The following is a 16975-nucleotide window of genomic DNA, read 5'->3' on the forward strand; positions in this document are numbered from 1 at the left end:
CGGGCCAGCCACAACATCGACCGGGTCTGGGAGGCCCGCGAGCGGGTCGTGGTCGCCCTCACCGGCGGCCCCGAGGGCGAGACCCTGATCCGCCGCGCCGCCCGGATCGCCGACCGCACGGCCGGCGGCGACCTGCTGGCCGTCCACGTCTCCCGCAGCGACGGCCTGGCCGGCGCCTCCTCCGGCGCGCTCGCCCAGCAGCGGCAGCTGGTGGAGACCCTCGGCGGCAGCTACCACGTGGTGGTCGGCGACGACGTCCCCACCGCGCTGCTCGCCTTCGCCCGCGCCCACGACGCCACCCAGCTGGTGCTCGGCACCAGCCGCCGCGGCCGGATCAACCGCTTCCTCACCGGCCCCGGCACCGGGCAGACCACCGTGGACGACTCCGAGGACATCGACGTCCACATGGTCACCCACGAGTTCACCGGCCGCGGCCGGCTGCCCTCGCTCGGCCGCCGCCACTCCCGGCGCCGCACCGTCGCCGGCTACCTGGCCGGCCTGGCGGTGCCCTGGCTGCTCACCGCCCTGCTCTCGCAGGCGCACCACAGCATCAACCTGACCACCGACGCGCTGATCTTCCAGCTCGGCGTGGTCATCGTCGCCCTGCTCGGCGGCGCGGTGTCGGCCCTGCTGGCCTCGTTCGTCGCCTCGGTGCTGCTCAACTACTACTTCATCCCGCCGATCCACAGCCTGACCATCGGCGAGACCAACAACATCGTCGCCCTGGTGGTCTTCGCCGCCATCGCGCTCACCGTCTCCACCGTGGTCGACCACGCCGGCCGGCTCACCAGCCGGGCCGCCCGCGCCACCGCCGAGGCCGAGACCCTCTCCACCCTGGCCGGCAGCGTGCTGCGCGGCGCCGACGCGCTGCCCGCCCTGCTGGAGAAGTCCCGGACGGCCTTCGGGATGCGGACCGTCGCGCTGCTCTCCCGGGCCGCCGGTGAGGTGCTCGCGCACAGCGAGGGGGACCACCAGGGCGACGGCGACGGGCCGTACGAGACCACCGAGGTCCCGGTCGGCCGGGACGCCCTCCTGGTGCTCACCGGCCGCCGGCTGCCGGCCGCCGACCAGCGGGTGCTGACCGCCTTCGCCGCCCACGTCGGCGCCGCGCTGGAACGCGACCGGCTGGCGGTGGCCGCCGCCGAGGTCGAGCCGATCAAGGCCGCCGACCGGATGCGCACCGCCCTGCTCGCCGCCGTCAGCCACGACCTGCGCACCCCGCTGGCCGCCGCCCGGGCCTCGGTCGGCTCGCTGCGCAGCCCCGACGTCGAGTTCTCGCCCGAGGACCAGGCCGAACTCCTCGCTACCGCCGACGAGTCGCTGGTCAAGCTCACCCGGCTGGTCGACAACCTGCTCGACATGAGCCGCCTCCAGGCCGGCGCGCTCACCCTGCACCTCACCGAGACCCACCTGGACGAGATCCTGCCCCGGGCGCTCGACAGCCTCCCCGACCCGTACGCGCCGATCCAGCCGCTGGACCTGGACACGACCCCGCCGGTGCTCGCCGACCCGCCGCTGCTGGAGCGGGTGCTCGCCAACGTGATCACCAACGCGCTGCGGTACAACGCCCCCGGCGCGCCCGTCCTGGTGACCGGCAGCCACCACGCCGACCAGGTCGAGATCCGGGTGATCGACCGCGGCCCCGGCATCGCCCCCGAGGACCGCGACCGGGTCTTCCTGCCCTTCCAGCGCCTCGGCGACACCGACAACACCACCGGCGTCGGCCTCGGACTCGCCCTCTCCCGCGGCCTCGCCGAGGCGATGGGCGGCAGCCTGGAGGTCGAGGACACCCCGGGCGGCGGCACCACCATGCTGCTCACCCTGCCCGCCGCCGACCCCACCATCGAGCGAAGCGAGGCGGACACGTGAGCGAGATCCTGGTCGTCGACGACGAGCCGGCCCTCCTGCGCACCCTGCGGATCAACCTCAGCGCCCGGCAGTACGCCGTCCGCACCGCGGCCACCGGCGGCGAGGCGCTCGACCGTGCCGCGCACAGCGCCCCGGACGCCGTCCTGCTCGACCTCGGCCTGCCCGACCTCGACGGGATGGACGTGCTGCGCGGCCTGCGCACCCACAGCGCGGTGCCGATCATCGTGCTCTCCGGCCGGACCGACGCGGCCGACAAGGTGGGCGCCCTGGACGCGGGCGCCGACGACTACCTCACCAAGCCGTTCCTGATGGACGAGCTGCTGGCCCGGCTGCGCGCCGTGCTGCGCCGGCCGCTGGGCGGTGTGCCGCTGAGCCGGCCGGTGATCGGCGACCACACCGTGGACCTCGCGGCCACCGCGGTGAACGGCCCGAACGGCCCGGTCCGGCTCACCCCGACCGAGTGGCGCATCCTCGCCCTGCTGCTCGCCAACCCCGGCCGGCTGGTGCCCGGCCGGCAGATCCTGCGCGAGGTGTGGGGCCCGGCCCAGGAGGGGCGCGGCAACTACCTTCGGGTCTACTTCGCCGGGCTGCGCCGCAAGTTGGAGCGCGACCCGGCCCGGCCGCGGCACCTGGTCACCGAGCCGGGGATCGGGTACCGCTACGTGCCGTGACGGACCGATGCCGCAGCCTGCGTCAACGGCCCGTCAAGAGCGCCCCGGTGGGCGACAGGACGGCGTCAAGGCCGCTCGGGGGCGGTGCTCCGTGGGCGTAGTGTCGATCCCGAACGAGCGGCCCTGCTCCGTGTGGGGGAGGCCTGGGGCCGCTTCGACAGCCGTCCCATGGACGGCCGGCAGGTGGGGGAGGGGCGCGCGACACCCGTCGCGCGCCCCCATCTGCCGTCGGGGCCGGTCCGGCCCGCTCAGTCCTCCCCGCCCCCGCACTGGCGGGGCAGCGCCAGCGCCACCGTGTCCGCGAACTCCCGGACCGCGCTGGTCCGGCTGACCACCCGGCCGCTGTGCACCACCAGCCGGCTGTGCCCGCCCGCGAGCGCCCCGGCCAGGCTGTCCCCGCGCACCGCCAGCAGTTCCGCCGGGAACCCGGCGTCCACCCGGACCGGCGCCAGTCCGAGCGCCGCCCGGGCCTGGTTCGCCACCGCGTCGTACGCCGCCTCCGGGTCCAACTCCCCACCGGCCGCCAGCAGATAGGCCGACTCCAGTGGATCCGCCCGGCCGACCGGGTTGGACGGGTCGCGCAGCGCCCCGCTGCCCGCCGCCAACGGCACCCGGGCCGCCGCCAACTCCCGTACCAGGCCCGGCCGCAGGCCCGCCGGCCGACCCTCAAGTCCGGTGCAGCAGCCGTTCTGCGGCAGGCAGACCACCCGCACCCCGCTGGTCGCCAGCACCGTCGACGCGCCGCGGGCCAGCGCCCCGCACGGGCCGAGCGTCACCCGTGGCCGAAGCGGCGCCAACGCCCCGGCCATCCGGGCGAGTTGGGCGGCGTCGGCGGCGCTGGCGTGCAGGTCCACCGAGCAGTCGGCCTCGCGGGCCGCCTCCAGCAGCAGCTGTACGTAGCCGGAGGGGTCCGGGTCCAGCTCCGGGCAGCCGCCGGCCGCCGTGGCGCCCAGCTTGAGCGCCTCGCGCAGCTGCGCCCGGCCGTCCGCGCCGGCCCGCCCGGTGAGCAGCCGTGGCATCGCCACCGCCTGGAGCTCGGCCAGCCCGCTCAGCGCCTGCCGGGCGGTGAGCACGGCCTCCAGCCGGCGCAGTCCGTGCACGTCGCCGATCCGGACGTGGGTGCGCTGGGCGGTGGCGCCGTAGCCGAGGGAGGTCAGCGCGGCCTCGGTGATCCGCCGGGTGAGGTCGGCCGGGGTGTCCGACGGCGGGGTGGGCAGGGCGGCGGAGAAGGCGGCGTCGTAGTGGGCGTGCGCCTCGGCGGGGGCCGGGAGCAGCAGGTAGCCGCGCAGGTCGATCCGGGCGCCGGTGGTGACGGTGGGGGCGCCGGGCAGGGCGGGCAGCGGGCCGAGGCTGCCGACGGTGCCGACCGCCTGGATGCGGTCGCCGCTGATCCGGACGTCCACCACGCGCCCGTCGGCGAGTCGGGCGCCGGTGAGCAGCAGGACCGGGCCGTGCCCGAGCGGGTTGGCCGCCGGGCCGGGCCAGGGCTGCGGCCCGTCGGCGGCTGCGCTGTCCATCGCCGGCTCCTTCTCGGGCCGGCCCGTGCGGTCGGCCCCGTACGGCTGGCCCGTACCGCCGGCCAGTCCTCCCGATCAATGAGCGACGAGCCTATGGGCCCGGGAGGCGGGTCGCCGGGAGGCGGGCAATAGTCGTATCGGGTCGGGCCGTGGGGCTCGCGGGCCGATCGAACGCCCGGCCTTGGATCGCCCGTCCGTACCCGTCGCCCACCTGCGGTCTTCGCCGCGGGATACGGATTTCACCTCCGGCCGCGAAACGTGTAATCTCTTCCTCGTTCGCCCCTATAGCTCAGTCGGTAGAGCGTCTCCATGGTAAGGAGAAGGTCTGCGGTTCGATTCCGCATGGGGGCTCGGGTGAGAAGCAGTCAGCTCCGGCTGTGCTGCGGATCACTGTGGCGGTGTAGCTCAGTTGGTAGAGCAAGCGGCTCATAATCGCTGTGTCACCGGTTCAAGTCCGGTCACCGCTACCCCGCGTAGTCGGTCGGGAGATCGCACTCCCGGTCGGCTACTCTTGTTGTGTTCTTATTCGTTGTCCAAGGAAGGCACTCCCGTGGCTGCCACCGACGTCCGCCCGAAGATCACGCTGGCCTGCGTGGAGTGCAAGGAGCGGAACTACATCACCAAGAAGAACCGGCGTAACGACCCGGACCGTCTTGAGATGAAGAAGCACTGCCCCCGCTGCAACTCGCACACCGCGCACCGCGAGACCCGCTGACCCTCCCGTAGGGCGCCGGGCCTGTGTGAATTCAGGTCTTCTACTCCGGGCCGCATCCCTCACTGGGGGGTGCGGCCCGGAGTTTTTTCGTATCCATCCGCGTTCCGAGGAGCTGCCATGGCGCTCGACCCCTCCTTCATCGGGCGTAGTTACCCGCCCACCGAGCCGTACGAGGTCGGCCGGGAGAAGATCCGCGAGTTCGCGACCGCGATCGGGGACGCCAACCCGGCGTACGCCGACCCGGAGGCGGCGAAGGCGCTGGGTCACTCCGACGTGATCGCCCCGCCGACCTTCCCCTTCGTGGTCACCTACCGGGCGGCCGCCCAGGTGATCGAGGACCCGGAGCTGGGTCTGGACTTCAGCCGGGTGGTGCACGGCGACCAGAAGTTCGTCTACACCCGCCCGGTGCGGGCCGGTGACCGGCTGTCGGTCGCGGTGACCATCGACAACATCAAGTCGCTGGCGGGCAACGACGTGCTCACCGTGCGCGGCGAGGTGACGGACGCGACCGGCGAGCACGTTGTGACGTCGGTCATGACCCTGGTGGCCCGGGCCGCCGACGAGGCGGGGGAGTGAGCGCGATGGCGATCAGCTACGACGAGGTCGAGGTCGGCACCGAGCTGCCGGCGCAGTCCTTCCCAGTGACCCGCGACACACTGGTGCGCTACGCGGGCGCCTCGGGCGACTTCAACCCGATCCACTGGAACGAGAAGTTCGCCCTGGAGGTCGGCCTGCCGGACGTCATCGCGCACGGCATGTTCACCATGGCCGAGGCGATCCGGGTGGTCACCGACTGGGTCGGCGACCCGGCCGCGGTGGTCGAGTACGGCGTGCGCTTCACCCGGCCGGTGCCGGTGCCGAACGACGGGGTCGGCGCGGTGGTCGAGGTCTCGGCCAAGGTCGCCAAGAAGCTGGACGACCGCAGGGTGCAGGTCGACCTGCTGGCCACCACGGGCGGCCAGAAGGTGCTCGGCATGTCCCGGGCCGTCGTCCGGCTCGGCTGAGCCGCTTCCGCGCACCGGCGGCCGCGGCCGGAGTGCCCGCACCGGGAGCTCCGGCCGCGGCCGCGGGTCTTGCCTGGCTAGTGATCGGCCACTAACTTGGGAGCCATGGCGAAGTCGAGCATCCGGATGAGTGCGGAGGAGCGGCGCGAGAGCGTCGTCCGCGCCGCCCTGATCGAGTTCGCCCGGGGCGGGTACCACGGCACCTCCACCGAGGCGATCGCCCGCCGGGTGGGCGTCTCGCAGCCGTACCTGTTCCGGCTGTTCCCGGGCAAGCAGGCGATCTTCGCCGCGGCCGCCGAACGCTGCGTCGAGGAGACCTGGCGGGTGTTCGACGAGGCCTCGGCCGGGCTGACCGGCGCGGAGGCCGCCGACGCGATATCCGGCGCGTACATGGGCCTGGTCGAGGACAGTGACCAGCTCATGATGCAGATGCAGATCTACGTCTCGGTCTTCGCGGCCCGCTCGGCCGGCGAGGAGGAGATCGGGGAGACCGCCCGGCGGCTCTGGGAGAGCCTGTTCGAGCGGGTCAGGATGCGGATCGGCGGGGACATGAGGGACGCCACGCGGTTCTTCGCGCACGGGATGCTGATCAACACCCTGGTGGCGCTGGGCTATCCGCAGGACCACCGGATCTGGACCGGCTTCGACGAGTGCGAGGACCCGGAGTAGCGGGCGGGCGGCCGCGCGGTGCGTCCGGGCGGCCTTTTTTCGGCCCATGAAAGTTATTGAGCAATAACTACCTAGAGCGACCTAGAGGAACCTGGGGGATGTCATGACGGAGAAACCGGCCATGGGCAGAGCCGCGATCTGGACCCTGGTGATCGTCAGCGCGGCCAGCTTCATGGCCGCCCTGGACAACCTGGTGGTCACCACCGCACTGCCGTCGATCCGCGAGGAGCTCGGCGGCGGGCTGTCCGACCTCGAATGGACGGTCAGCGCCTACACCCTGAGCTTCGCCGTGCTGCTGATGTTCGGCGCCGCCCTCGGCGACCGCTTCGGCCGGCGCCGGATCTTCCTGGCCGGCCTGGCGGTCTTCACCGCCGGCTCCGCCGCGGCCGCGCTGTCCCCCGGCATCGGCGAGCTGATCGCCGCCCGCGCCGTCCAGGGGTCCGGGGCCGCGGTGATGATGCCGCTCACCCTCACCCTGCTCACCACCGCGGTGCCCCCGGCCAGGCGGGGGCTGGCCTTCGGCGTCTGGTCGGGCGTCAGCGGCCTCGCCGTCGCGGCCGGGCCGCTGATCGGCGGCGCGCTGACCGAGCACTTCTCCTGGCAGTGGATCTTCTGGGTGAACGTCCCGGTGGGCCTCGTCCTGCTGCCGCTGGCCTTCCTGCGGCTCGGCGAGAGCCGGGGCGCGGGCCGGGCCCTGGACGTGCCCGGAACCCTGCTGGTCAGCCTGGGGATGTTCGGGGTCGTCCTCGGCCTGATCCGCGGCAACCCGGACGGCTGGACCAGCCCGCCGGTCCTCGGCGCCCTGATCGGCGGCGCCCTGCTGCTGACCGCCTTCGTCTGGTACGAGCAGCGGGTGGCCGCCCATCCGATGCTGCCGATGCGGCTGTTCCGCAGCCGGACCTTCTCCGCCGTCAACGCGGCGAGCCTGCTGATGTACCTGGGGATGTTCGGCTCGATCTTCCTGATCAGCCAGTACCTCCAGGGGGTCGGCGGCTTCAGCCCCCAGGAGGCGGGCATCCGGATGCTGCCGTGGACGGCGATGCCGCTGCTGGTCTCGCCGGTCGCGGGCATCGTCTCCGACCGGATCGGCGGCCGCCCGATCGTGGTCGCCGGGCTGGCGCTGCAGGCCGTGGGCCTGGTGCTGTTCGGGCTGGTCGCGGACGGGAGCACCGGCCTCGACTACCTCGCCCTGATCCCGGCCATCGTGATCTGCGGGGTCGGCATGTCGCTGTACTTCGGCCCGACCGCCCAGCTGGTGATGGTCGGCGTCCGGCCGCAGGAGCAGGGGATCGCCTCCGGCGCCAACAACGCGCTGCGCGAGGTCGGCGGGGCGCTCGGGGTCGCCGTGCTCGCCGCGGTGTTCTCGGCGCAGGGCGGCTACCAGTCGGCCCGGGCCTTCACGGACGGGCTGGTGCCCGCGCTGTACGTCGGCGGGGCCGCCGTCGGGCTCGGCGCGCTCGCCGCGGGGCTCATCCCGCGGCGGGGCAAGGCGCCGGCCGCGGCCGCGGTGGAACAGCCGGCGCCCGAGATGGTCAAGGCCTGACGGCGGCACCGGAAGCCGCTTCCCGGGAAGGGCCTTCCCCGGGAAGCGGCTTCCCGGCGCCCCCGTACGCTGGTGGGCGTGCTGGTAGAAAACGACGCCCCCCTCGCCCCGCTGACCACGCTCCGGCTCGGCGGCCCGGCCCGCCGCCTGGTGACGGCCCACACCGACGACGAGGTGATCGCGGCCGTCCGCGAGGCCGACGCGGCCGGCGAGCCGCTGCTGGTCCTCGGCGGCGGCTCCAACCTGGTGATCGGCGACGCCGGCTTCTCCGGCACCGCGCTGCGGATCGCCACCGAGGGCTTCGCCCTGGACGGCACCGCGCTGGAGGTCGCGGCCGGCGAGACCTGGTCCGAGGTGGTCCGCCGGACCGTGCTGGACCACCACCTGGCGGGCATCGAGTTCCTGGCCGGCATTCCCGGCTCGGCCGGCGCCACCCCGGTGCAGAACGTGGGCGCGTACGGCCAGGAGGTCGCGCAGGCGATCACCGAGGTGGTCGCGTACGACCGCACCGCCGACGAGGTGGTCGTGCTCCCGAACGCCGAGTGCGCGTTCTCCTACCGGCACAGCCGCTTCAAGGCCGAGCCGGACCGCTACGTGGTGCTGCGGGTGCGGTTCCGCCTGGAGGACGCCGAGGGGCTCTCCACCCCCGTCCGCTACGCCGAGACCGCCCGGCACCTGGGCGTCGAGCAGGGCGACCGGGTGGCGGTCGACACGGCCTGGAAGGCGGTGCTGCTGCTGCGCGCCGGCAAGGGCATGGTGCTGGACCCGGCGGACCACGACACCTGGTCGGCCGGCTCCTTCTTCACCAACCCGGTGCTCACGGCCGCCCAGTACGAGTCCTTCCGCACCCGCCCGGGCGCCGAGGACGCCCCCGCCTACCCGGCCCCGGAGGGCTGCACCAAGACCTCGGCGGCCTGGCTGATCGACCGGGCGGGCTTCGGCAAGGGCTACGGCAGCGGCCCGGCGACGCTCTCCACCAAGCACACCCTGGCGCTCACCAACCGCGGCTCGGCCACCGCCGAGGACCTGCTGGCACTGGCCCGGGAGATCCGGGACGGGGTCCGCGAGGCCTTCGGGGTGGAGCTGGTGAACGAGCCGGTGATGGTGGGCGTCACGCTCTGAGCGGGCGCTAGGCGGGCACGGCGGCCGGCTCGGCGGGGGCGCGGTCGCCCACCAGCCAGGCGTCGATGTCCGCCAGCAGCTCCCTGCGGACGGCCTCCGGCGCGACCGAGCCGCGCACCGACTGCCGCGCCAGCTCGGCGAGTTCGGCGTCGGAGAAGCCCAGCACGTCCCGGACCAGCTCGTACTGGGCGGCCAGTCGGCTGCCGAACAGCAGCGGGTCGTCGGCGCCCAGGGCGAGCGGGACCCCGGCGTCGAAGAGCCGGCGCAGCGGGACCTCCTCGGGGCGCTCGTAGACGCCGAGCGAGACGTTGGAGGACGGGCAGACCTCGCAGGTGACCTGCCGGTCCGCGAGCCGCTCCATCAGCCGGGGGTCCTCGGCGGCCCGCACGCCGTGGCCGATCCGGCCGGCGCCCAGGTCGTCCAGGCAGTCCCGGACGGACTCCGGGCCGGACAGCTCGCCGCCGTGCGGGGCCGCCAGCAGCCCGCCGTTGCGGGCGATCGCGAAGGCCCGGTCGAAGTCCCTGGCCATGCCCCGGCGCTCGTCGTTGGAGAGGCCGAAGCCGACCACCCCGTGGTCGGCGTAGCGGACGGCCAGCCGGGCCAGCGTCCGGGCGTCCATCGGGGACTTCATCCGGTTGGCCGCGACCAGGACCCGGATGCCCACGCCGGTCGCCGCGGCGGCGTGCTCCACCGCGTCCAGGATCAGTTCCAGGGCGGGGATCAGTCCGCCCAGCCGGGGCGCGTACGAGGTCGGGTCGACCTGGATCTCCAGCCAGCGGGAGCCGTCCCGCCGCTCGTCCTCGGCGGTCTCCAGGACCAGCCGGCGGATGTCCTGCTCGTCCCGCAGCACCGAGCGGGCGGTGTCGTACAGCCGCTGGAAGCGGAACCAGCCCCGTTCGTCGGTGGCCCGCAGTCGGGGCGGTTCGCCGGAGCTGAGCGCCTCCGGCAGCCGGACGCCGTGCTTCTCGGCCAGCTCCAGGAGGGTGGCGGGCCGCATCGATCCGGTGAAGTGCAGGTGCAGGTGGGCCTTCGGGAGGCCCCTGACGTCTCGCGGGTTCAACAGGCGTTCCATTCACCGATACTGCCGTATGCGACCCCCAGACGGGAACCGCCTCCTTTCAATCCCCCGAAGGGGTGAAAGGAGGCGGTGTGCCGGGTGAATCCCGTATGTCGGATTGACGTCAGTACCGGAGCGACGTCAGTCGCGGGCCTCGCCGAGCAGCTTCTGGATCCGGCTGATGCCCTCGACCAGGTCCTCGTCGCCGAGCGCGTAGGAGAACCGCAGGTAGCCGGGGGTGCCGAAGGCCTCGCCCGGGACGGCGGCGACCTCGACCTCGTCCAGGATCAGGCTCGCCAGCTCGGCGGAGGTCTGCGGACGCCGGCCGCGGATCTCCTTGCCCAGCAGACCCTTGACCGACGGGTAGGCGTAGAAGGCGCCCTCGGGCTCGGGGCAGAGGACGCCCTCGATCTCGTTGAGCATCCGCACGATCGTCTTGCGGCGGCGGTCGAAGGCGGTGCGCATCTCGTGCACCGCGGACAGGTCGCCGGCGACGGCGGCGATCGCGGCGCGCTGGGCGACGTTGGAGACGTTCGAGGTGGCGTGCGACTGCAGGTTGGTCGCGGCCTTGATGACGTCCTTGGGGCCGATCACCCAGCCCACCCGCCAGCCGGTCATCGCGTAGGTCTTGGCCACGCCGTTGACCACGATGCACTTGTCGGCCAGCTCGGGCAGCAGGGCGGGCAGCGAGGTGAACTTCGCGTCGCCGTAGACCAGGTGCTCGTAGATCTCGTCGGTGAGCACCCACAGGCCGTGCTCCAGTGCCCAGCGACCGATCGCCTCGGCCTCGGCCTCGGTGTACACCGCGCCGGTCGGGTTGGACGGCGAGACGAACAGCACCACCTTGGTGTTCTCGGTGCGGGCGGCCTCCAGCTGCTCGACCGAGACCTTGTAGCCGGTGGTCTCGTCGGCCACGACCTCCACCGGGACGCCGCCGGCCAGCTGGATCGACTCCGGGTAGGTGGTCCAGTACGGCGCCGGGACGATGACCTCGTCGCCCGGGTCGAGGATCGCGGCGAAGGCCTCGTAGATGGCCTGCTTGCCGCCGTTGGTGACCAGCACCTGCGAGGCGTCCACCTGGTAGCCGGAGTCGCGCAGCGTCTTGGCGGCGATCGCGGCCTTCAGCTCGGGCAGGCCACCCGCCGGGGTGTAGCGGTGGTTCTTCGGGTCGCGGCAGGCCTCGACGGCCGCCTCGACGATGTAGTCCGGGGTGGGGAAGTCGGGCTCGCCGGCGCCGAAGCCGATGACCGGACGGCCGGCGGCCTTGAGGGCCTTGGCCTTCGCGTCCACGGCGAGGGTCGCGGACTCGGCGATCGCACCGATCCGGGCGGAGACCCGGCGGTCGGCGGGGCGGATGGACTGGTCGGGCTGCGGGGTGGAAGCGCTCATGCCTGCATCGTCGCAGAACCGGGACCTACCGGGCATCGGGGTATCGCGATCCGTACGTTCCCGTCCGGATCGCGGCCCCGGCGGTCCGTCGGAAGGGGTCCCCCGGACCGGACGTCCGACGCCGGACGGGCGGCTCCGGAAGAAGACGTTCGACCAAACACCCCTCGACCACGTACACTCGCTGCTCGACGGCCCGCCGAGAAAATCGGAGCTTCCACCGCCTGTGCAGACAGCGGGGGGAGATGCGGTAGGTTGGTCGCCACCGGAGCCGCGAGGCACCGTAGGGCAATAGCTCAATTGGTAGAGCACCGGTCTCCAAAACCGGCGGTTGGGGGTTCGAGTCCCTCTTGCCCTGCTGCTAGATCCGTTTTCAGCCCGTTCGCTCCACAGGAGTGAGCGGGCTTGATGCGGAGATGGCACCGATCAGCACCGCTAGCCGACTGGTCGTGCCCAAACCGGGTGCGCGGCGAAGTTCGGCAGGACCCGGATTCAGGTGAGGACGAGTGACGGAGACCACGGGCTCCACCGCAACGCCTGAGAGCGGCAACCCCGAGGGTGCCGACGGCGCCGCCGAGATGGCATCGGCCGAGGGCGACAAGAAGTCGGGCAAGCAGAAGAAGTCCGGCAAGCGGGCCAAGAAGGGCCTCTTCGCCAGGATGGCCCTCTTCTACCGTCAGATCATCGCCGAGCTGCGCAAGGTCGTCTGGCCGACCCGCAACGAGCTCACCAACTACACCGCCGTCGTGGTCACCTTCGTGGTGGTCGTGATGGCCTTCGTGGCCGGCCTGGACTACGGCTTCTCCAAGCTCAGCCTGCTGGTCTTCGGCTGACGGCCGCACCACCTCTCGAACAGCTTCCCGACCCGGGCCGAATCCTCGGCCCGGGTCGAGCTGTCGGCGCCGGACGTACGCGCGGTTACCGTGGACTCGGTACTGTTGAAGTCTCCGAGACCTCACCTGGCGCCCGCGCGAGCGGTCGTACGCCGGGCCGGTCGAGGAGCGCGCCACCTTCACCATCTCCAGGAAAGAAGCCGCCACCGTGTCTGAGTCCCCCCTGTACGACGCCGACGAGACCGTCCGCGAGGCGGATGTCGCCGCCGAGCTGGACGCGGCCGAGCTGGCTGACGACGCCGAGCCCGCCGAGCAGATCGTGGACGCCGCGGACAGCGACGAGGACGAGGTCGAGGCGTACGACGAGGCCGAGGCCGGCGAGCCCGCCGAGGAGGCCGCGCCGCACGTGGAGGGCGACACCGAGTCCGCCGTCGCCGAGGAGTCCGTCGAGGAGGAGCCGGCCGACGAGGTCGAGGTCGACCCCGTCGCCAAGTTCCGCGAGGACCTGCGCTTCATGCCGGGCGAGTGGTACGTGATCCACACCTACGCCGGCTACGAGAACCGGGTGAAGCAGAACCTGGAGCAGCGCGCCGTCTCGCTGAACGTCGAGGAGTACATCTTCCAGGCCGAGGTGCCGCAGGAGGAGGTCGTCCAGATCAAGAACGGTGACCGCAAGACCATCCGCCAGAACAAGCTCCCCGGCTACGTCCTGGTGCGCATGGACCTCACCCCCGAGTCCTGGGGCGTCGTGCGCAACACCCCGGGTGTCACCGGCTTCGTCGGCAACGCCTACGACCCGTACCCGCTGACCCTGGACGAGGTCGTCAAGATGCTCGCCCCCGACGTCGAGCGCCAGGCCGCCAAGGAGGCCGGCAAGCCGTCGCCGATCAAGCCGAGCGAGATCCAGGTCCTGGACTTCGAGGTCGGCGACTCGGTCACCGTCACCGACGGCCCGTTCGCGACCCTCCAGGCGACCATCAACGAGATCAACCCGGACTCGAAGAAGGTCAAGGGCCTGGTCGAGATCTTCGGCCGGGAGACCCCGGTCGAGCTCTCCTTCGACCAGATCCAGAAGAACTAGTCATACGGTCTTCGGATTCGGGGCGGGGCCTGCGGGCCCCGCCCCGAATCCGTTTTGGTCCAGCGGCGCGGACGCGTTAGCCTGGTCCGATGTGTGTGCTGGCGGCCGGGTGTCGCCCCGGTTCCGCACGCACCAGCAATCACCTCTCGGAAGGACCCGGAGAGACATGCCTCCCAAGAAGAAGAAGATCACGGGGCTTATCAAGCTCCAGATCAACGCCGGCGCGGCCAACCCGGCGCCGCCGGTCGGCCCCGCGCTGGGCCAGCACGGCGTGAACATCATGGAGTTCTGCAAGGCCTACAACGCTGCGACCGAGTCGCAGCGCGGCATGATCGTGCCGGTGGAGATCACGGTCTACGAGGACCGTTCCTTCACCTTCATCACGAAGACGCCGCCGGCCGCGCGCCTCATCCTGAAGGCCGCGGGTGTCGACAAGGGCTCCAGCGAGCCGCACAAGACCAAGGTCGCCAAGCTCACCAGCGCCCAGGTCCGTGAGATCGCCACCACGAAGATGCCCGACCTGAACGCCAACGACCTGGACGCCGCGGAGAAGATCATCGCCGGCACCGCCCGGTCGATGGGCATCACCGTCGAGGGCTGAGCGCCCCCGTCCCACCAGGGACAAAACGGCTCAGCCGTCCCCCGTGGTAGGGCCTGCGCAGGCCCGTCGAACACCACAACTCCAATCACCATTCAGGAGCAGCCATGAAGCGCAGCAAGGCCCTGAAGGCCGCGGACGCCCAGGTCGACCGCGAGCGCCTTTACGCCCCCCTCGAGGCCGTCCGCCTCGCCAAGGCGACCAGCACCACCAAGTTCGACGGCACCGTTGAGGTCGCCATGCGTCTGGGCGTCGACCCGCGCAAGGCCGACCAGATGGTCCGCAGCACCGTGATCCTCCCGCACGGCACCGGTAAGACCGCTCGGGTCCTGGTCTTCGCGACCGGCGAGCGTGCCGAGGCCGCGCGTGCTGCGGGCGCCGACATCGTCGGTGCCGACGAGCTGATCGACGAGGTCGCGAAGGGCAAGCTGGACTTCGACGCCGTCGTCGCCACCCCGGACCTCATGGGCAAGGTCGGCCGCCTCGGCCGCGTGCTCGGCCCCCGTGGTCTGATGCCGAACCCGAAGACCGGCACCGTGACCCCGGACGTCGCCAAGGCTGTCAACGACATCAAGGGCGGCAAGATCGAGTTCCGCGTCGACAAGCACTCGAACCTGCACTTCATCATCGGTAAGGCCTCCTTCACCGACGAGCAGCTGGTCGAGAACTACGCCGCCGCGCTGGACGAGGTGCTCCGCGCCAAGCCGTCCGCCGCCAAGGGCCGGTACATCAAGAAGACCGCGTTCTCCACCACCATGGGCCCCGGCATCCTGGTGGACCCGAACCGCACCCGCAACCTCCTCGTCGAGGAGGACCCGGCCGCGGTCTGAGCCCCAGTGCTCTAGAGCAGTCCGTACGGCGGGCCCGCACCCCCTTCACCGGGGGTGCGGGCCCGCCGTCGTTCCCGGGCGCGGCCGGGGCGGGGCCGAACGGGGCCGGGGCGGGGCCGGTGGGCCGCAACGGTTGCCCGATCGGGACACCGGCGGATGGGAACGGCGGGCCGAACCGTCGTACGCTCTGCCGGTCAGCACGTGGAGAACCTGTGACCGCCGGAGTGTGCCGTGCCGCCCGCCCCCCGCCCCACCGTTCTCGTGGCAGCCCTGCTGCTCGCCACCACCACCGGGTGCAGCCTGCTGGCCGCCCCGACCACCGGCACCCCCGGAAGGCCGGCGCCGGTGCCGCCCAAGCAGGTGGTGCTCACGGCCGCGCAGGCGCTGGACGACTCGGGCAGCGCCCGGATCGACGTGGTCCAGGAGGGCCCGGCGGGCCGGCGCACCGCGAGCGGCTCCCTGGTCTGGGGCGCGGCGGACGAGGCCCGACTGGCCGTCACCGACGAGCTGGGCAGGGGACTGCTGACCGTCAAGGACGGTGCGCTCGACCTCGTCTACCAGGGCGGCGCGGCCAAGCACGCGGAGCGGCGGACCGCCGAGGCGGTCGACCCCGCGGCGGGCCCCGACCCGGAGGGCTTCGCGGGCGGCTGGACGACGGCGCTGATCACCAACCCGGGCAGCCGGGCGTACGAGGTCGCCCAGGGCGTCACACTCCGCTCGCTCGGCGGCGAGCAGCTGGCCGGGGTGACCGTGGCGCACTACCAGGGTTCCGCGCCGCTGGCCGAACTGTTCGGCAAGGACGACGAGTTGAGTCCGAAGCAGCGCGCCGCCACACTGGACTGGTACCGGCAGCACGGGGTGGCGACGATCGGCTACGACGTCTGGATCGGGCCCGGCATGCAGCTGCTGCGGCTGCGTGAGACGGTCCGGGGGAGCGCGGGAACCACGGTGACCACGACCGATGTCTCGGCTCCGGGGGCGGCGGACACGGCACCGACGACCCCGGCCGGGTGACGGGGAGGCCGACGGGGGTCGAGGGGGAGGGGATATCCGGTGTGTGGGTAATCGGGTGATCCGTTAGAGTCCGCGTGAAAAGAACATGGGAAGAGCTGACAATCAGTTCTTCCATGGGATATCAGGAAACTCTCGGGGGTAGCTCCATGCGCGCTCTGCGCCTCGCCTCGGCCGTCGCGACGGCGGCCGTCCTGCTCGGTGCGGCCACCGCCTGCGGCAGTGACGCCAAGGGCGGCGACGCCAAGGCCGGCGACACCAAGACCGGCGAGGCCAAGCCCGCTGAGACCAAGTCCGCCGACGCCAAGCCCGCCGACCCGCTCGCCGCGGCCCTCAACGCGGACCCGAAGGCCGCACTGGCCGCCGCGGCCGTGGTGATGCAGAAGGCCGGCAACGGCAAGATCACCATGACCCCGGCCGACCCCACCGACCCGGGCGGCACCGGCGACGCGGACTGGAAGGACCCGGCCAAGGCGGCCGTGGACATGGCCAGCGACATCGAGGGCAAGAAGCTCCGGATCCGGGTGCTCGGCACGGACGCCTACCTCGGCGGCGGCGACGACATCGCCCCGGCCCTGGGCGGCAAGCACTGGATCAAGATGCCCGCCGACCAGACGGGCGACAGCTTCCGGATGGTCGGCCAGATGACCAACCCGGTCATCCTGCTCACCGTCGGGGCCCAGAGCGGCAAGCTCTCCAAGGTCGGCCAGGAGGCCGTGGACGGAGTCCAGACCGTCCACCTGCGGGCGGAACAGGACACCGCCGCGCTGGTGGCCGGGATGACGTCGCTCTCGGCGGACCAGCGCAAGTCCGCCCAGAAGACGCTGGAGGAGGACGGCAAGACCCTCACCATCGACTTCTGGCTGAACGCCAAGCAGGAGCTCGTCCAGTACAAGGAGTACGGCGACACCAACGGCGAGAAGAAGGCCGTCACCATCAAGTACTCCGACCTCGGCAAGGCCGCCGCGATCACCGCACCCGCCGCGAACGACCTCGGCAAGGAATCCGACCTGCTCAAGCTGCTCGGCTGATCCGGCCGGACCGGACACCGAGCCCACCCGCACCGACC

The 16975-nt window shown here is 72.4% G+C and carries 17 protein-coding genes and 3 tRNA genes; 17 read left to right on the forward strand and 3 right to left on the reverse strand.

What is annotated here, in order from left to right; genetic code table 11:
* Together ACGF0D_RS08090 and ACGF0D_RS08095 are read left to right on the forward strand one after the other, a co-directional pair.
* Positions 1 to 1869 (forward strand): ATP-binding protein (locus tag ACGF0D_RS08090; RefSeq protein WP_392914358.1); only part of this gene is annotated, 1869 nt, incomplete at its 5' end.
* Positions 1866 to 2540: a response regulator gene (locus ACGF0D_RS08095; RefSeq protein WP_392914359.1), complete on the forward strand. Its 675-nt coding sequence runs from the start codon at positions 1866 to 1868 to the stop codon at positions 2538 to 2540. The genes ACGF0D_RS08090 and ACGF0D_RS08095, both read left to right, overlap by 4 nt.
* 248 nt (positions 2541 to 2788) lie before the next feature.
* On the opposite strand, the gene ACGF0D_RS08100 is transcribed toward ACGF0D_RS08095, so the two are convergent.
* On the reverse strand, positions 2789 to 4057 hold the full coding sequence (locus ACGF0D_RS08100; protein ID WP_392867467.1) for a hydrolase: 1269 nt from the start codon (positions 4055 to 4057) through the stop codon (positions 2789 to 2791).
* A 278-nt stretch (positions 4058 to 4335) separates the two neighbouring features.
* On the opposite strand from ACGF0D_RS08100, the gene ACGF0D_RS08105 reads away from it, so the two are divergent.
* From ACGF0D_RS08105 to ACGF0D_RS08140, 8 genes are all read left to right on the forward strand, one after another.
* Positions 4336 to 4408, forward strand: a tRNA-Thr gene (locus ACGF0D_RS08105).
* A 43-nt stretch (positions 4409 to 4451) separates the two neighbouring features.
* A tRNA-Met gene (locus ACGF0D_RS08110) sits at positions 4452 to 4524 on the forward strand.
* An 83-nt stretch (positions 4525 to 4607) separates the two neighbouring features.
* Positions 4608 to 4772, forward strand: a complete 165-nt coding sequence (gene rpmG, locus ACGF0D_RS08115) for a 50S ribosomal protein L33 (protein ID WP_006604855.1) — start codon at positions 4608 to 4610, stop codon at positions 4770 to 4772.
* A gap of 117 nt (positions 4773 to 4889) precedes the next feature.
* The gene (locus tag ACGF0D_RS08120) at positions 4890 to 5348 is read left to right on the forward strand and encodes a MaoC family dehydratase N-terminal domain-containing protein (RefSeq protein WP_392867466.1); all 459 of its coding nucleotides are present in this window, start codon (positions 4890 to 4892) and stop codon (positions 5346 to 5348) included.
* Between the two features lie 5 nt (positions 5349 to 5353).
* Entirely contained in the window at positions 5354 to 5776 is a 423-nt protein-coding gene (locus tag ACGF0D_RS08125; RefSeq protein ID WP_097237453.1) for a MaoC family dehydratase, read from the forward strand.
* A 105-nt stretch (positions 5777 to 5881) separates the two neighbouring features.
* Positions 5882 to 6445 carry a TetR/AcrR family transcriptional regulator gene (locus ACGF0D_RS08130; RefSeq protein ID WP_392914360.1) on the forward strand — a complete coding sequence of 188 codons (564 nt, stop codon included), beginning with the start codon at positions 5882 to 5884 and terminating at the stop codon, positions 6443 to 6445.
* A gap of 103 nt (positions 6446 to 6548) precedes the next feature.
* The gene (locus ACGF0D_RS08135; protein WP_392914361.1) at positions 6549 to 7988 is read left to right on the forward strand and encodes an MFS transporter; all 1440 of its coding nucleotides are present in this window, start codon (positions 6549 to 6551) and stop codon (positions 7986 to 7988) included.
* Positions 7989 to 8066: 78 nt separating this feature from the next.
* Positions 8067 to 9110 carry a UDP-N-acetylmuramate dehydrogenase gene (locus ACGF0D_RS08140; protein ID WP_392914362.1) on the forward strand — a complete coding sequence of 348 codons (1044 nt, stop codon included), beginning with the start codon at positions 8067 to 8069 and terminating at the stop codon, positions 9108 to 9110.
* A gap of 7 nt (positions 9111 to 9117) precedes the next feature.
* Here ACGF0D_RS08140 and ACGF0D_RS08145 read toward each other — a convergent pair whose 3' ends face one another.
* Complete coding sequence (locus ACGF0D_RS08145; RefSeq protein WP_392867456.1) at positions 9118 to 10182, reverse strand: adenosine deaminase; 1065 nt, start codon at positions 10180 to 10182, stop codon at positions 9118 to 9120.
* A gap of 126 nt (positions 10183 to 10308) precedes the next feature.
* Complete coding sequence (locus ACGF0D_RS08150) at positions 10309 to 11556, reverse strand: pyridoxal phosphate-dependent aminotransferase (RefSeq protein WP_392914363.1); 1248 nt, start codon at positions 11554 to 11556, stop codon at positions 10309 to 10311.
* A gap of 282 nt (positions 11557 to 11838) precedes the next feature.
* Here ACGF0D_RS08150 and ACGF0D_RS08155 point away from each other — a divergent pair.
* From ACGF0D_RS08155 to ACGF0D_RS08185, 7 genes are all read left to right on the forward strand, one after another.
* Positions 11839 to 11911: transfer RNA gene (locus ACGF0D_RS08155), tRNA-Trp, on the forward strand.
* Between the two features lie 148 nt (positions 11912 to 12059).
* Entirely contained in the window at positions 12060 to 12386 is a 327-nt protein-coding gene (gene secE / locus ACGF0D_RS08160; RefSeq protein ID WP_392867450.1) for a preprotein translocase subunit SecE, read from the forward strand.
* A 208-nt stretch (positions 12387 to 12594) separates the two neighbouring features.
* On the forward strand, positions 12595 to 13467 hold the full coding sequence (gene nusG / locus ACGF0D_RS08165; protein ID WP_392914364.1) for a transcription termination/antitermination protein NusG: 873 nt from the start codon (positions 12595 to 12597) through the stop codon (positions 13465 to 13467).
* A gap of 166 nt (positions 13468 to 13633) precedes the next feature.
* Positions 13634 to 14068 carry a 50S ribosomal protein L11 gene (rplK, locus tag ACGF0D_RS08170; protein ID WP_359897545.1) on the forward strand — a complete coding sequence of 145 codons (435 nt, stop codon included), beginning with the start codon at positions 13634 to 13636 and terminating at the stop codon, positions 14066 to 14068.
* A 104-nt stretch (positions 14069 to 14172) separates the two neighbouring features.
* Positions 14173 to 14895: a 50S ribosomal protein L1 gene (gene rplA, locus ACGF0D_RS08175; protein ID WP_218198318.1), complete on the forward strand. Its 723-nt coding sequence runs from the start codon at positions 14173 to 14175 to the stop codon at positions 14893 to 14895.
* Between the two features lie 231 nt (positions 14896 to 15126).
* Entirely contained in the window at positions 15127 to 15909 is a 783-nt protein-coding gene (locus ACGF0D_RS08180; RefSeq protein ID WP_392914365.1) for a hypothetical protein, read from the forward strand.
* A 146-nt stretch (positions 15910 to 16055) separates the two neighbouring features.
* The gene (locus ACGF0D_RS08185; protein WP_392914366.1) at positions 16056 to 16937 is read left to right on the forward strand and encodes a hypothetical protein; all 882 of its coding nucleotides are present in this window, start codon (positions 16056 to 16058) and stop codon (positions 16935 to 16937) included.
* Positions 16938 to 16975: the final 38 nt, after the last annotated feature.

It is taken from the genome of Kitasatospora sp. NPDC048298 (assembly GCF_043201465.1).
Taxonomy (GTDB): Bacteria; Actinomycetota; Actinomycetes; order Streptomycetales; family Streptomycetaceae; genus Kitasatospora.